Below are 13,486 nucleotides of genomic sequence, written 5' to 3'. Positions count from 1 at the left end.
AAAAACTCCTTAGCTACGTTTTTCTTTATAGATTGCGGTGCCACCTTCACCATTTAAAAGAAGGATTGTAACGGTATCACCTTTTTGAAAGCCACGGGTTCCACCAGGCAACACTACTAACGCATCAGAATTTGCAAGAGAGGTAACCACCCCAGATTTATCAAGTCCAACTGGTTCAGCAAAGACCTTCCCAGATTCGATCGTCATTTTACTACGAATAAACCGTACAAATGGATTCGCTTTTGGAAAATCAGATTTTAGTTCTCCATGAACCATTTGTAGGTGCGGTTTCTTTGACCCTAAGAAAATTTGAACCCACGGTCGCACAAACAATTCAAATCCAACAAAGCATGCAGAAGGATTACCAGACAAACCAAACAAAAGTTTCCCATTATATTCAGCAACCGTGGTAACACTTCCCGGTCTCATTCCGACCTTATTAAATAACACATTGGCCCCTAATTTCTCGTATATAGCTGGTAAATAATCAAAATCACCAACAGAAACACCACCAGTAGTAATTAACACGTCCACTTCTTCAAGTGCATTCTTTACCGCTTCAAAACAACGATCAAAATCATCAACTAATTTACCAAAATACCTTGGTATTGCCCCAGTCTTAATAATTTGTGAAGTAATCATGTATGAATTACTATTACGTATTTTACCAGGCTTAAGTTCTTCGTGAACATCCAATAATTCTGTTCCTGTTGCGTACACACCGATCGTTGGTTTTTTTGCTACTGGAACTTTACTATACCCGAATGTAGCCAAAAGGGCTTTTACCCCTGGCTCAACCTGTCGACCAGCTTCTACTAAAACATCACCAGATCTTGTTTCTTCTCCTTGAAAAGATATGTTATCTCCAGGAATGAATTTTCTACTTATTGAAACAAACGTCTTACCGTTTCTCTCAATTTCTTTTGTTAATTCAAACATAACAATTGCATCAGTACCTTCTGGCATTTTTGCCCCTGTCATTATTCTAATTGCTTGGCCCTTTTGAGGGATGCTATTTGCTAACCCACCAGCACCAACAGTTTCAATTACTTCTAATTCTATAGGATTAGCACTTGAAGCTGAAACTGTATCTTCAGCACGAACAGCAAATCCATCTAATGGTGAACGATCAAAAGGAGGGATATCATGATCAGCTTTTATAGGTGCTTTTAATATTCGATTATCACTCTCTTCAATTGGTATGTATTCTATTTCGCCTTCTTTCGAAAACTTCAAAACAGCTTCAATAGCTTCATGGATCTTAATCGGTTTTCTGTCTGTTAACATTTAGGTCACACCTTTCGCAGTTCTCTTTATATTTTATCAGATAATTCTTAGACATATCTATGAACTTTTTCACATTGGCTGATTATCTTTCAATCAAATTAGACAATTATTTTTCAAGAAGGTAATATATAGAAATATAATGCGATAATATTTTATTATTAGGAGGCCATATGAAACAGCATTTGATTGCTATTGATTTAGATGGTACGTTACTTACAGATGTAAAAACCATATCTAACCGAAATAAACGCGCAATACAAAAAGCTCGTGAGGCTGGTCACATCGTTTGTATAGCAACCGGTAGACCTTATCGTGCTAGTAATATGTATTATGAGGAATTAGACTTAAATACTCCTATTGTGAATTTTAATGGAGCATTTGTTCATCATCCATTACAAAAAGATTTTGGTTTTTATCATAGCCCTCTTGAACTCAATACAGCCAAAATGATCATTGAAACTTGTGAAGCATTCCAGGTTAAAAATATTATGGTTGAAATTATCGATGAATTTTATTTAAGGTATTACGATCAAGTTTTAATTGAAACATTTACAATGGGTGAATCTCCAATAAAATTTGGGAATTTACACCATATCTTAACCGATCACCCTACTTCAATATTGATACATCCACAAGACGAACATGTAAAGGAATTAAAAAATTTATTACGTGATGCTCATGCGGAAGTCATCGATCAACGGGTTTGGGGCGCTCCATGGAATGTAATAGAAATCGTTAAAGCCGGATTAAATAAAGCGGTTGGTTTACAAAAGATTGCGAACTATTATTCTATCCCTAAAGAACGTATTATTGCCTTTGGGGATGAAGACAACGATTTAGAAATGATTGATTACGCTGGGGTAGGTGTAGCAATGGAAAATGCTATTCCTGAATTAAAAACTCTTGCTAATGCAACAACATTAACAAATGAAGAAGATGGAATCGCTGAATTTTTAGAGGGATATTTCAGTATTTAGAAAGTAGTCGTAAATATTCAGTTAAAACGCTTGGAATTCCGCCAAGCGTTTTTTATGTACTATATTTCATTTCTTCTCCTTCGGGTTCCATTCTTACGCTTAGGTCTACTAAGGTTCGAAGCTGCTTATTTATAGGTAATTAGTCATGACGCATACATGTAATTCCCCTAGAAAAATACATAATTCTACCTGTGTAGTTTTGATGCAAATAGAAAAAAATAAGTTTGCACCTTTATATATTAAGGAGAGATCAAAAATGAGTAAAAAATCTAAATCAAAACGCTTTGTACAACAAGGTAAGGACTATGTTCAACCAGCAAATGAACGAGAACGTAATATTAAAACAATGGATGAAGTTGAAAATAATACAAATAAAGGTGAATGCTAATGGGGAACCAACTTTTTCAACAAGCTAGAACAGCTGTAGAGCAAGCCCAAAAAATGGTTCAAACAGCCTCTACTCCTGAACAAATTGCAATGGCAACAAAAGAAATTTCGAAGGCGAAAAATAACCTTTCTTCAGCGTTTGCACAATCGACAATTGCTGAAAAACGACAACTCGCTGAACTCCAGGATCAAATAGATAACCTTGAGCATAACTTACCAGAATACCAATAATCATTACTACTGTAGGGATAATGGTTGCATTATCACAACTTAACCAACTAAATACGCGGAAACCTCCATCAAACTATTTAAGTTATTAAGTCAGATTAGATTACTTTGCTGAAGGTTTTTTCTTGAACTGACCTGAAAATTATGGCATCTATAAGATGCGTTGTTCCTAAAAATTGCAACATTATAATCATTTAAAAAGACAGCTAGAAACATCTATATTCTAGCTGTCTTTTTTTATTTGATCTCGAGGGGACAAACATAAAAATAAATATATTTCTTCTAAATTAAAATACACAATTTTTACTTCTTTTCACGCCGTCCCCTTCATACGATAATAAAAAACAGCTTTTGAATCCCAAAAGTTAGGAGTGTTCAGATGGTTCCGCATTTTTTCGAAGCTGAATTCCATGATCTTCATGTAGAATTATCCAAACAATCGCTCCAGCAATTCATTAATAAGATGATGGAATACAAATGTTCCCTTTATTGGCGGTACAACGATGATATTATTTACTTAATTATAGATACAAATCATTCAATACACGAAATCCCTTTTGAGAAAAACGGCACAAAACTTACTATCACTGTTGACTGTCTGAAGGTGAGCGAAGAATTAGTAGCAAAAGCTCTAGAATTGATTATGAAAGAGTATCGAGGTAGTGGTTTCATCAAAACGTACACCGAGGGTCCACATTATATTACATTTTTCAAGGATGGAGTTATCCAGTCCATTACAGAAATTCATGGAGGTGAAAAGATCGTTATGAACCAATATGGAGCAATTATTGAATATCGAGATTTTGATCATGATCTCGATCCAGAAACGATTATTAATATCCTTAACCTGGAAATTGACTACACATTAATGGAACTTTACGAATCTCTTCAAGCTCTAGACAATTATGCAATTAAAGAACAAAAACGAAAACTAAAACTATTATCTAAACGTAAAAAAGAAATTGAACAATTACTTTAATGACTTATAAAAAAGCTAAATCCCGAACTTGTTTTAAACAATTCGGGTGTTTTTTTGCGAAAAACCCCCGTTTATTACTACGAGCAATTGTCTCCTTATGACACCACAAAAAAAGAGATTTATTCAAAGGGCTCGAATAAATCTCAAGATAGAAATTGAAAAACCTCTTTTATTATACTATAGAACGTAACAAATTTAATATGGGTATTATTACCAGTTATTTTCGCTACTTAAAGCCCCCCCCTAATTTCTTCCACAAAACCTGTATGAAATTCGTATTTTAAGTAAATAACATGTAGAGACACTATCCAAATTTAGGGAGGGCCTTCAATTGGTAATTGAATTGAATTGGATGTTATTTGTTATGATCATTTTAGCGAGTTATCGTTTTACTCATTTAATCGTTTTTGATAAGGTTACTGAATTTATACGTAAACCCTTTTTAAAGGAAAAAACAATCAATGAGGATGGACACAAAAAAACAAAAAAGGTACCTGATTCAAAGTTAGGTTACTTATTAAATTGTTATTGGTGTACAGGTATTTGGAGTGCGATCATCTTTGGATTAGGCTATTTACTTTATCCTTCTATATTTGTCCCTGCCATATTTATTTTCGCAATCGCTGGTGGTCAAACGATACTCGAAACGTTTGTAGGGGTTGGCACTAAAGCCATTCAAGCCTTAAACAAACACACCCACTAAGTTAAATCGATACGCTTTATTTCATCCATCAACTGACGTGAACGTTTAGCATTTCCTTCTGCGAATTCCCGTAAGCGAAGTTTTAATTCTTCGCTTTCATGAATTCGTTCGGCTGCAATTAAATAAGTTCGCATCATTTCTTCTTCTTGGTCTACAGAAGCTTGAAGTATTTCAATTAAATTATCGTCTTTATGACTCATATTATCACCTCTCTTTTAAAATCCCCAAACAAAAGAAAGGCATTCATTTTTTCTCAATTGTGACCATTGTCACCTCATATTTTATTTTTATTGGTTAAAATTAATTTTATAAGAAAAGCGAAATCTATACTCTAAAAAAAATTACTATTTATAGGAGGAAAAGTATGAATTTTAACTCACCTTGTTCTGGGGCATTTGGCGATCCAAAGGAAATTAATTATTCAGCCCCATTAAAGCAATTAATTGATGAACACCCTTCACTTCTAGCGAAAATGGCAGAATTTAATCAAATGGTAGAAACATTCGAAGAAGATAATACAACTGATTGGACAAAAGCCGTTAATGAGTTACATGATAAAATTACTACTTTCATTACAGAACTAGAACCTCATTCCAATCGAGAAGAGGATGTCCTTTTTGAGATGATGGTTAAATATATTGGTCGTGATGGTGGTCCAATTGCAGTAATGGAATATGAACATTCTACAGCTAAATTAAACTTAAAACAATTTATGGATAAGGTTTCCGTAATAAAAGAGGAAAATAAAGAAGTATCGAAAGAGGAAGCCTTCTCTTTATTTCACCATCTTAAAATTGTATATATAACGTTAACAGATCATTTTATGAAAGAAGAAAACATCCTATTTCCTATGGCAGAACAAATGCTATCCGATGAAGAAAAACAAGAACTAATCATTCAATTTGAAAAAATAAAATAAAGAGAACTCGTTCTAGCTTCGCTAGAACATCGGAAATTCAGATGGTGTCTCAACTCCACCTGAATGAAAGTTCCCACCTACGCTTAGAGGTGGGGTTCTGACCCTTAAGTTCAAATCAGTTTGATTAACTGAGAATGTTGAATTTTGTTTAATTGATATTTGGGATGAAAGGCTCCATATCATATCTTAAACTATTCAACATTCTTTTTTTTAATGTAATATACTTGTTCCTTGATCATCATCATTTCCAATGTGACCAATACCTTCTTCTGACATTTTTAATCTGAGCTTTTCATATAAGTACAAAGCAACCATTTCAAACTTCTCTTCTCCATTTAACTCTAAAAAAACCTTTTCCAAATCACTCGTTTTCATGCCATCCAATATTCCATAAATGATGACAAAAATGTCTTCCTCGTCACCCGTTAAATGATTCCTATACATTTCAAACACATCATCAATAATTTTCAATATAAACACCTCTTTTGTATTAGGAAGTTTTCGTAAATGCAACTCAGTAATTGTTTAATTTTATTTACATAGCTTGTAAAGGAGGAGTAAAATATGGGTTAACTATCATGAAAAGGAGAACTAAGATAAACATGTTACTTTTTCCTACAATTAAAAACCGTAGATTAGATTTTTATAAAGGTTTAACTGCCGGTCTCAGTATTGCTCTCGGTTATATGCCAGTGGCACTTACTTTTGGTTTTATTGCAAATACAACTGGATTGACTATAATCGAAACTCTCGCAATGAGTGCCTTTGTATTTGCGGGGGCAGCTCAATATATGTCATTAAGTTTAATTGCAATTGGCACAGGCGCACTTGAGATTATTTTTACAACCTTTATTATAAATATACGTCACTTATTGATGACAACTGTTATTAGTGATAAGGCAGAAAAAGGCCATCCAATCATTAAAGGAATTTATGCCTTTGGAATTACTGATGAAGTATTTGCAGTAACTTCAACAAAAGAAGGACGATTAACAAGTTCGTACATCTTCGGAGTAGCGTTTATTGCATATTCTAGCTGGGTGATTAATTCAGGAATCGGTTATGTCATTGGCACTTCATTACCAGAAACACTTCAAAAGAGTATGTCGGTTGCGCTATATGCGTTATTTATTGCCTTATTGGCTCCGTCATTGAAAAAACATCGAAAAGTAATTTTACTAGCAAGTTTTGCTGCAATATTTAATTCTCTTTTTACATTTGTTATCCCAAGTGGTTGGGCCATTATATGCGCGACAATACTTTCATCAATAATCGTTGAAGTTATATATTCAAAAAAACAACCTTATTTAAATAAAGAATTAGGTAAAAATCAGGAGTGTCAATAAATTATGTCTATGAACATTGCCCTTATTATTTTCGGAATGGCTATCGTTACATATATTCCTAGAGTGCTACCCCTTATTACGATGAACGGAAAAGAAATGCCCCCAAAGGTCAAAGCTATACTTCAAAACGTTCCATATGCTGCCTTGGGCGCACTAATTTTTCCTGGAATACTGTTCATTCAGGGAGATATCTGGTTTGGAGTCATTGGCGGTATCACAGCGCTCATCATCGCGCTTATAGGTGCAAATCTCATTGTAGTAGTTGCCAGTGCGATAACAGCCTTAACAATATATTCATTTTTTATCTGAATTTGTTTTCTAGTAACATTTCGTATTACAATAGAGTGATAACGAAATAAACAAGTGGTGACCTATGGAGAAAAAACAATTACTTACTAATATCGAATATTTTTTAGAAAATTATTTTCAAAGTCGTATTATAGAACGTGGTAAAAGTTATTTTTACAATGGAAATGTTTCCGACACGTATTTATTAAACGACAGCTTCTCTGCAACTGTTGAAGGAACTACCTATTATGAAGTTACCATTGCCTTAAATGATTTAAAACAGAGCCATTGTAATTGTCCTTATGAGAAAAATTGCAAGCATATGGTTGCCGTTTTATTAGAGTTAGAAAAGATACTTCAAGAAACAGCATCTCTTTCATTAGTTTCTACAACATATCTACAGATTGATCATCCTGAGATTGTGAGAAAGCACTTAATAGATGATATACAGCCGTATGTAGATAAAATATATCAACTTCTTTCGAAAAATGGCCATTACAGTAATGACCACTTAAAATATATCGTTAAACAATTTTTCGAGGAGCTTGATCAAATTGAAGCAAAAAAGGCAGCTCAATTTAAAATTATAAGTTTCACAGTACTAATGGATGAAATAATAAAAAAAGCAACTGATTACGATACATATCGATTTCGCCAAAATCGTTTTTTAGCTTTTTTTAATGAGTTGATTCAACAAGGATATCCTTTCCTAAAACAAGAAGTTGTTGAAGCGAACGTGCCTTTTTATGAATGGTACACATCACTTCTTCTCGACCAAACTAATAAAAAAGAAATAGAAGCACCATATGAAAAACTAATTTCTACTTGGCTATTATGTGAAGAAAGAGAAAATGTATTAATTATTCACGCAAAGCAATTATTAAGCCTTAACAATAAAAATAATCAAATCTATTTAACAAAATTAGCTAGCCTGTTATATTTACAAGCGAATGACGGTGCTAGTTCTTTAACTTTACTGAAACAACTCAAATCTAAACTACATAACAGTGAACTTGTTGACCATTTTTTAATAATGGAACGAAAAAAAGATTTTGTTATGATGAAACACTGGTTTGATTTATTTTTTCCGCACGAAAAACCAAAACAAGGTACGATGCTCGGAAAACTCTTTGAAGAAATGTTAATAGAAACTGGTAGTGAAGAAGAAAAGTTAACGATTGTTTGGAAAAACTGGCTTGAACACCCACAGTTCGGTTCATATAAATCAAGGATTAAAAAGAGCGACCCATTAGAGAAACGAAAAATATTAAAATATATTATCCCTAAATTAAGAGCTGATTTATATCGTCCTCAAACTGAAGCAACTTATTATAATATTGTGACAGAAGAAGAGCTTTTTGAAGAAGGAATACATTCATTATTAACACATAAAAAAGATGTGTATGTAATCTCTCCTGAAATCGAAAAGATGTTAAAGGTGATAATAAAGAAACAACCACAGCTACTGTTACCATTCTATCATCAACTCGTGGAAAGATTAGTACAAAAAAAATCTCGAGTTCATTATGAAGAAGCGGCTGCCTTTATAAAAAAATTAAAAATTATTTACGAAAAACTGAACAACACACACACATTTAATTTATATAAAAACGGACTAAAACAACGATTTAAAACGTTCCGTGCGTTTATTCAGGAGCTGAATAAAATTGATAAATAGTTATAACCCAAACCCTATTATTGTCCATGGTGGACTATTAAAAAAAAAATCAGGGTATAGTATTTTCATATGGGCAGAACAAAAAAAACATAAAAAATATGTAGACATAGAACCATTTAAGTACCCGTTTCTTTATTCTCCTTTTGAGTTAAAATTAGCTTTATTTCGTCAACACGAGCCATCATTTTACGGGACTTTTTTAGAAACTGAAGAATGCCATATTCAAGTACCTTTAAACAATCGCTTATTTTACAGTTTAGCTGGCAGTGTTCCTGTTTATCACGTACCATCTACTTATGAAACTCACCTATTTCCGATAAATGGGTTAGAAATTCCTAATCAGAATATTCCTTTGTATATTTCTGCCTTTTTGCAGTTAATAAATACAGATGAATGGCAACTTGCTGATGATTTTATTTTTCTGCAACAGCTAATGAGAACACTGTTAAATGAACTGATTGAAGGTAATTTAATACCAAATCAAAATGGCGAGTGGGGCATACCTAATTTTCCTTTTAAGGAATGGGAAGATAGTTCGCCCTCTTCTCTTTTAGCACTACTACCAACAAATTACTCTCTCATTGATAAAGAAGTAGAAAAAGCATCTTTAAAAGCCTTTTCTCTTTCATTTATCAACAGTTACGTCAGTCATTTAATAAGGAATGATCAAGAAATAATAAAATCCTTTAACAACATTCAAGAAAGTCAGTCAGACTATGTAAAAAATATCATCAGCGACCTTCAAGAAGATAAACCAATATCTCACTCTTCTAAAGCACATCAACATTTTTTGGAGAGTATTGGGGCAGTTGAAGTGGCTCCGTTCAAACTTGGGGTTCGGGTTGAAGAGAAAAAAGGAACGGATGATTGGCAAATAACATTATTTATACAAGATCGGAAAGACCCAACATTAATGATTGATGTTAATGAGCTTCTTGTTGGAAATCATCCCTGGAGAGAAAATCCGATAACTTTCTTTAAAGAAGCACTCAAAAATACCCAAAACCAAATAATAGACTTTGAAAAATTTTCTTTAACTAAACCTTCTATAAAGGTATCAATTGAAGAAGCGTATAATTTATTAAGAGATAATCAAATAGAATTAGAGCAGCTCGGAATAGCGGTTCTTGTCCCTAGTTGGTGGCATAAAAAAGAAGATGATTTCTTCGTTACCCTTAAACAAAAAGAAATTAGTGAACATAGAGGTCATGTTGAACCTTTATTAAATTGGCAATCAATTGCTGAGTTTGATTATTCTATATCCGTTGGTGGAGTCACCGTTTCCGAAGAAGAATTTCATGAACTCGTAAACCATAAACAACCGATTGTGAAACTAAGGGGGAAATGGGTACTTTGGGATGTAAATACAGCCCAAAAAATTCAAGAAAAAATTAAACGATACAAAGAAAAAAAGAAACTTACTTATATGCAAGCATATCAGCTTCATTTACAAGATGAAATTGAAAAAAATATTAAATGGGAAGCTCAATGGAACAAGAAAATCGAATCTTTATTACAGGATTTAATGGTTCATACTTGGGAAAAGGCCCCCTTACCAAAAGAATTAAACGGTACATTGCGTCCATATCAGCAGGATGGATATTCTTGGTTATTAAATATGAGGAAAATTGGTTTTGGCGCATGTCTTGCTGATGATATGGGGTTAGGAAAAACGATACAAACGATCTCATACTTACTTGCTGTAAAAGAAGCTAATAATGGAAAGTTAACTGAACCATTCCTTCTTATTTGCCCAACATCATTGATCGGAAATTGGGAACACGAGTTACATTTATTCGCTCCAACATTTAACGTCTATGTTCATCATGGACAAAACCGCTCAATTGATGAACTTACTGAAGTTGATATTGTTATTACATCATATTCTTTATCTGTTCGAGATGAATCTTTATGGAAGGCCAGAAATTGGGAAGCTCTTATACTAGATGAAGCGCAACATGTTAAGAATATTGAAACAAAACAAAGAAAAAGCATTAAACAAATTGATGCTGTTCATAAAATTGCATTAACGGGTACTCCAATCGAAAATCGATTAAAAGAACTTTGGTCAATCATCGATTTATTAAATGATCATTTTCTTGGTTCGTACCAACAATTCTCAAAGACATACATTAAAGAAATTGAAGCAAGTGAGCAAAATATAGAAAAGCTTAATGAACTACGATCAATAATCTCACCATTTTTACTTAGAAGAACAAAACAAGATAAGCATATTCACATCCAGCTTCCTAGTAAAAATGAAATTATCCATCGTGTAGGATTAACTGTAGAACAAGCTAGTTTGTATCAAGCAGTAATTAATGATCTGTTTGAGAAAATAGATACTGTTTCTGAAATGGAGCGCCGAGCATTAATTTTAAGTAGCCTAACAAAACTAAAACAAATTTGTAATCACCCTACACACTATTTAAAAGACGGTGGCAGTCTTGAAAATCGTTCTGAAAAATGGGAAGAACTGATGCTTTTAGCTGATACCATTGTTTCTAACCAAGAAAAGGCGCTTATTTTTACTCAATATAAAGAAATGGGTTCAATCATTCAAAACGGTCTAGAAGAAAAATTACAAACAACGATACCATTTTTACATGGTAGTTTACAAAGACAAAAACGTGAAGAGCTTATACATGAGTTTATGAATGGGAATGCACCATTTTTTATTCTTTCGTTGAAGGCTGGTGGAGTAGGACTTAATTTAACTGCAGCTACCCATGTCATCCATTACGATCGATGGTGGAATCCTGCTGTAGAAAATCAAGCTACTGACAGAGCGTACAGAATTGGTCAAACCGAAGACGTTACTGTTCATAAGCTACTTACAAAAGGGACATTGGAAGAAAAAATTCATACTATGCTAGAAAGAAAACAACAACTGTCTGATCAAATACTAAATACAAATGAAAATAAACTATCTGAGTTGTCAACAAGTGAATTAGAACAATTCCTTAAATTGCGCAGTTCTAATTTATCGTAATGAAAGGAGTATAAAATGACTTCCAAAGATCAATTACCTGAAACCTTTCATCATTATTGGCATATGTCAAAGGAATTACCGAAAAAAAAGACTTACACTTCTAATAAAGAAAACCTCAGTGATGAATGGAAATTATTTTTAGAAGCTGTAAAAAAACGAGTACAAAAAGATATACCAAATCGATAAAGCTGAACTTTCCTTTGTGAGTCAATGCGTTCATTGCAAGTGGAAAAATAAGAAGGTGGGGCACTTTATGCTCCACCTTCATTCAACAGTAATTGACTTTTCGACCTTAAATTGATCTCGCTCAACATTTTCTTCGTTGATCGCCATAATTTGTAGTTCACCAATAGTAGTGTAAGTTCCTGCTGAAATTCTTTCCCCATTTACTTTCATATCCCATTCTTCTGACCAATTTAGCGTCTCAGAAGATTTTAGTTCTTTCATCACTATTGCCATCGTAAACATTTTTCCATCACTATAACGATAAACAATATTATCATTTTCATCAATGACAGTTATTTCAAATTGTTGCCCAGAAGGAAATTGTAATTGTTTGTGTTCATCAGTGTTATTAGTTAAAGACAACTCAAACATAAGCTTACTGTTTAATTCAGAAACACTAATATTAGTACTTACCATCTTTTTTCCATCCTCACCTTGATTATCATTCGTTTGATTACTAGTACCACAGCCACCAATAACAATAATACTCATTAGGATGATGAATTTACTGACCATTAACAAAAATTTCACCACCTTCCATACATTATTTTTATCCCGTTATTTTAAACAGTTAGACTGAAAATTCACCTAACTCTCTTTTCTAAACATTCCATAAATTCCGGCTGTTTCAACAATATTAGTAAAAGCTTTATCGTCTTTTTCTTCAATAATCTTCTTCAGATGATATAGTTCATATCTAGTGATAACGATCATAAGCATCTCTTTATCTTCTTTAGAATACCCACCTCTAGCTGGAATACGTGTTATTCCTCTTGTAAGCTTTTCATGAATCGCAGCTTGTAATTCATCAGGTTTACTAGTTACAATTAACGCAGTTAGCTTCACATGGCGAGTGTGGATAGTATCAATAATTCTCGAACAAACATATAGTGTTACCAACGTATATAATGCTTTTTCCCAATCGAAAAGTAGACCCGCGGTTAATACAATCGCACCATTAATGACAAAGAAATATGTTCCTAGAGGTCGTTCACTATACCTCGCTAATACTAAAGCTATAATATCAACTCCCCCTGAGGAAGCACCATATTTTAAAATAAGACCAGCACCAATAGCCATAATAACTCCACCGAAAACCGAGTTTAACAAAATATCCTGAGAGATTGAGACAATTGGTAAAATCTCTAAAGAGATTGTTGTTACAGCTACACTAAAAAAACTATATAGAGTAAAACGTTTTCCTATTTTTAACCAACCTAAAATAGCAACAGGGATGTTTAGTATGAATAGAAAAATACCCGTTGATAAAGGTGTTAGCGCCCCTAATATTTGAGCTACACCAGTAAATCCACTTGCAAAAACGTTTGCTGGTATTAAAAAGAAGTTTAACGATACTGCTAATAAAATTGAACCAATTATATATATTATTATTTTCTTTATTTCTTCCAAAATTAAAAAGCTCCTTTCTTTGTTCATATTTCACCCTAAACTTTACAATATCTAACCTATTATACAG

At 33.2% G+C, this 13,486-nt stretch carries 16 protein-coding genes; 11 read left to right on the top strand and 5 right to left on the bottom strand.

Going from position 1 to position 13,486, the window contains the following annotated elements:
- Nucleotides 1–9: 9 nt before the first annotated feature.
- Nucleotides 10–1,287: a molybdopterin molybdotransferase MoeA gene (locus BKP45_RS18565; RefSeq protein ID WP_071390059.1), complete on the bottom strand. Its 1,278-nt coding sequence runs from the start codon at nucleotides 1,285–1,287 to the stop codon at nucleotides 10–12.
- 170 nt (nucleotides 1,288–1,457) lie between these two features.
- Between BKP45_RS18565 and BKP45_RS18560 the strand changes: the two genes are divergently transcribed.
- The 5 genes from BKP45_RS18560 (at nucleotide 1,458) to BKP45_RS18545 (ending at nucleotide 4,561) form a co-directional block, all read left to right on the top strand.
- A complete protein-coding gene (locus tag BKP45_RS18560; protein ID WP_071390058.1) occupies nucleotides 1,458–2,264 on the top strand; it encodes a Cof-type HAD-IIB family hydrolase in 807 nt (268 codons plus the stop codon).
- Nucleotides 2,265–2,520: 256 nt separating this feature from the next.
- Nucleotides 2,521–2,652, top strand: a complete 132-nt coding sequence (locus BKP45_RS23395) for a hypothetical protein (protein WP_281243164.1) — start codon at nucleotides 2,521–2,523, stop codon at nucleotides 2,650–2,652.
- Complete coding sequence (locus BKP45_RS18555) at nucleotides 2,652–2,882, top strand: DUF3813 domain-containing protein (RefSeq protein WP_071390057.1); 231 nt, start codon at nucleotides 2,652–2,654, stop codon at nucleotides 2,880–2,882. Before BKP45_RS23395 ends, BKP45_RS18555 begins: the two co-directional genes overlap by 1 nt.
- Before the next feature lie 376 nt (nucleotides 2,883–3,258).
- Nucleotides 3,259–3,858: a hypothetical protein gene (locus BKP45_RS18550; protein WP_071390056.1), complete on the top strand. Its 600-nt coding sequence runs from the start codon at nucleotides 3,259–3,261 to the stop codon at nucleotides 3,856–3,858.
- A gap of 352 nt (nucleotides 3,859–4,210) precedes the next feature.
- Nucleotides 4,211–4,561, top strand: a complete 351-nt coding sequence (locus tag BKP45_RS18545) for a DUF1360 domain-containing protein (RefSeq protein WP_211272972.1) — start codon at nucleotides 4,211–4,213, stop codon at nucleotides 4,559–4,561.
- Here the strand turns inward: BKP45_RS18545 and BKP45_RS18540 are convergent.
- Nucleotides 4,558–4,761, bottom strand: a complete 204-nt coding sequence (locus tag BKP45_RS18540; RefSeq protein WP_071390054.1) for a hypothetical protein — start codon at nucleotides 4,759–4,761, stop codon at nucleotides 4,558–4,560. The genes BKP45_RS18545 and BKP45_RS18540 overlap by 4 nt on opposite strands.
- Nucleotides 4,762–4,925: 164 nt before the next feature.
- Between BKP45_RS18540 and BKP45_RS18535 the strand changes: the two genes are divergently transcribed.
- On the top strand, nucleotides 4,926–5,480 hold the full coding sequence (locus BKP45_RS18535) for a hemerythrin domain-containing protein (RefSeq protein WP_071390053.1): 555 nt from the start codon (nucleotides 4,926–4,928) through the stop codon (nucleotides 5,478–5,480).
- A 210-nt stretch (nucleotides 5,481–5,690) separates the two neighbouring features.
- Here the strand turns inward: BKP45_RS18535 and BKP45_RS18530 are convergent, their stop codons facing one another.
- Nucleotides 5,691–5,951, bottom strand: a complete 261-nt coding sequence (locus BKP45_RS18530; RefSeq protein ID WP_071390052.1) for a DUF6154 family protein — start codon at nucleotides 5,949–5,951, stop codon at nucleotides 5,691–5,693.
- Between the two features lie 131 nt (nucleotides 5,952–6,082).
- Between BKP45_RS18530 and BKP45_RS18525 the strand changes: the two genes are divergently transcribed.
- From BKP45_RS18525 to BKP45_RS22715, 5 genes are all read left to right on the top strand, one after another.
- Nucleotides 6,083–6,826: an AzlC family ABC transporter permease gene (locus BKP45_RS18525; RefSeq protein WP_071390051.1), complete on the top strand. Its 744-nt coding sequence runs from the start codon at nucleotides 6,083–6,085 to the stop codon at nucleotides 6,824–6,826.
- A gap of 3 nt (nucleotides 6,827–6,829) precedes the next feature.
- Nucleotides 6,830–7,135, top strand: a complete 306-nt coding sequence (locus BKP45_RS18520) for an AzlD domain-containing protein (protein WP_071390050.1) — start codon at nucleotides 6,830–6,832, stop codon at nucleotides 7,133–7,135.
- A gap of 64 nt (nucleotides 7,136–7,199) precedes the next feature.
- The gene (locus tag BKP45_RS18515; protein ID WP_071390049.1) at nucleotides 7,200–8,792 is read left to right on the top strand and encodes an SWIM zinc finger family protein; all 1,593 of its coding nucleotides are present in this window, start codon (nucleotides 7,200–7,202) and stop codon (nucleotides 8,790–8,792) included.
- Complete coding sequence (locus tag BKP45_RS18510; RefSeq protein WP_084787896.1) at nucleotides 8,782–11,784, top strand: DEAD/DEAH box helicase; 3,003 nt, start codon at nucleotides 8,782–8,784, stop codon at nucleotides 11,782–11,784. The genes BKP45_RS18515 and BKP45_RS18510 overlap by 11 nt, the downstream gene beginning before the upstream one ends.
- Before the next feature lie 15 nt (nucleotides 11,785–11,799).
- Entirely contained in the window at nucleotides 11,800–11,970 is a 171-nt protein-coding gene (locus BKP45_RS22715; RefSeq protein ID WP_169824107.1) for a hypothetical protein, read from the top strand.
- 78 nt (nucleotides 11,971–12,048) lie between these two features.
- Here the strand turns inward: BKP45_RS22715 and BKP45_RS18505 are convergent, their stop codons facing one another.
- Nucleotides 12,049–12,525: a BsuPI-related putative proteinase inhibitor gene (locus BKP45_RS18505; RefSeq protein WP_245747473.1), complete on the bottom strand. Its 477-nt coding sequence runs from the start codon at nucleotides 12,523–12,525 to the stop codon at nucleotides 12,049–12,051.
- Nucleotides 12,526–12,597: 72 nt separating this feature from the next.
- Nucleotides 12,598–13,446, bottom strand: a complete 849-nt coding sequence (locus tag BKP45_RS18500) for a YitT family protein (RefSeq protein WP_071390047.1) — start codon at nucleotides 13,444–13,446, stop codon at nucleotides 12,598–12,600.
- Nucleotides 13,447–13,486: the final 40 nt, after the last annotated feature.

It is taken from the genome of Anaerobacillus alkalidiazotrophicus, from assembly GCF_001866055.1.
The sequence above is the reverse complement of the archived record's forward strand: the minus strand, read 5'-3'. Positions and strand labels throughout refer to the sequence as shown.

Bases quoted from the DNA above. Each gene is read 5' to 3' on its own strand.
- BKP45_RS18525 (WP_071390051.1), top strand. From the start codon at position 6,083: ATGTTACTTTTTCCTACAATTAAAAACCGTAGATTAGATTTTTATAAA.
- BKP45_RS18505 (WP_245747473.1), bottom strand. From the start codon at position 12,525: ATGGTCAGTAAATTCATCATCCTAATGAGTATTATTGTTATTGGTGGC.
- BKP45_RS18555 (WP_071390057.1), top strand. From the start codon at position 2,652: ATGGGGAACCAACTTTTTCAACAAGCTAGAACAGCTGTAGAGCAAGCC.
- BKP45_RS18500 (WP_071390047.1), bottom strand. From the start codon at position 13,446: ATGAACAAAGAAAGGAGCTTTTTAATTTTGGAAGAAATAAAGAAAATA.
- BKP45_RS18535 (WP_071390053.1), top strand. From the start codon at position 4,926: ATGAATTTTAACTCACCTTGTTCTGGGGCATTTGGCGATCCAAAGGAA.
- BKP45_RS18540 (WP_071390054.1), bottom strand. From the start codon at position 4,761: ATGAGTCATAAAGACGATAATTTAATTGAAATACTTCAAGCTTCTGTA.
- BKP45_RS18560 (WP_071390058.1), top strand. From the start codon at position 1,458: ATGAAACAGCATTTGATTGCTATTGATTTAGATGGTACGTTACTTACA.
- BKP45_RS23395 (WP_281243164.1), top strand. From the start codon at position 2,521: ATGAGTAAAAAATCTAAATCAAAACGCTTTGTACAACAAGGTAAGGAC.
- BKP45_RS18565 (WP_071390059.1), bottom strand. From the start codon at position 1,287: ATGTTAACAGACAGAAAACCGATTAAGATCCATGAAGCTATTGAAGCT.
- BKP45_RS18550 (WP_071390056.1), top strand. From the start codon at position 3,259: ATGGTTCCGCATTTTTTCGAAGCTGAATTCCATGATCTTCATGTAGAA.
- BKP45_RS18520 (WP_071390050.1), top strand. From the start codon at position 6,830: ATGTCTATGAACATTGCCCTTATTATTTTCGGAATGGCTATCGTTACA.
- BKP45_RS18515 (WP_071390049.1), top strand. From the start codon at position 7,200: ATGGAGAAAAAACAATTACTTACTAATATCGAATATTTTTTAGAAAAT.
- BKP45_RS22715 (WP_169824107.1), top strand. From the start codon at position 11,800: ATGACTTCCAAAGATCAATTACCTGAAACCTTTCATCATTATTGGCAT.
- BKP45_RS18545 (WP_211272972.1), top strand. From the start codon at position 4,211: ATGTTATTTGTTATGATCATTTTAGCGAGTTATCGTTTTACTCATTTA.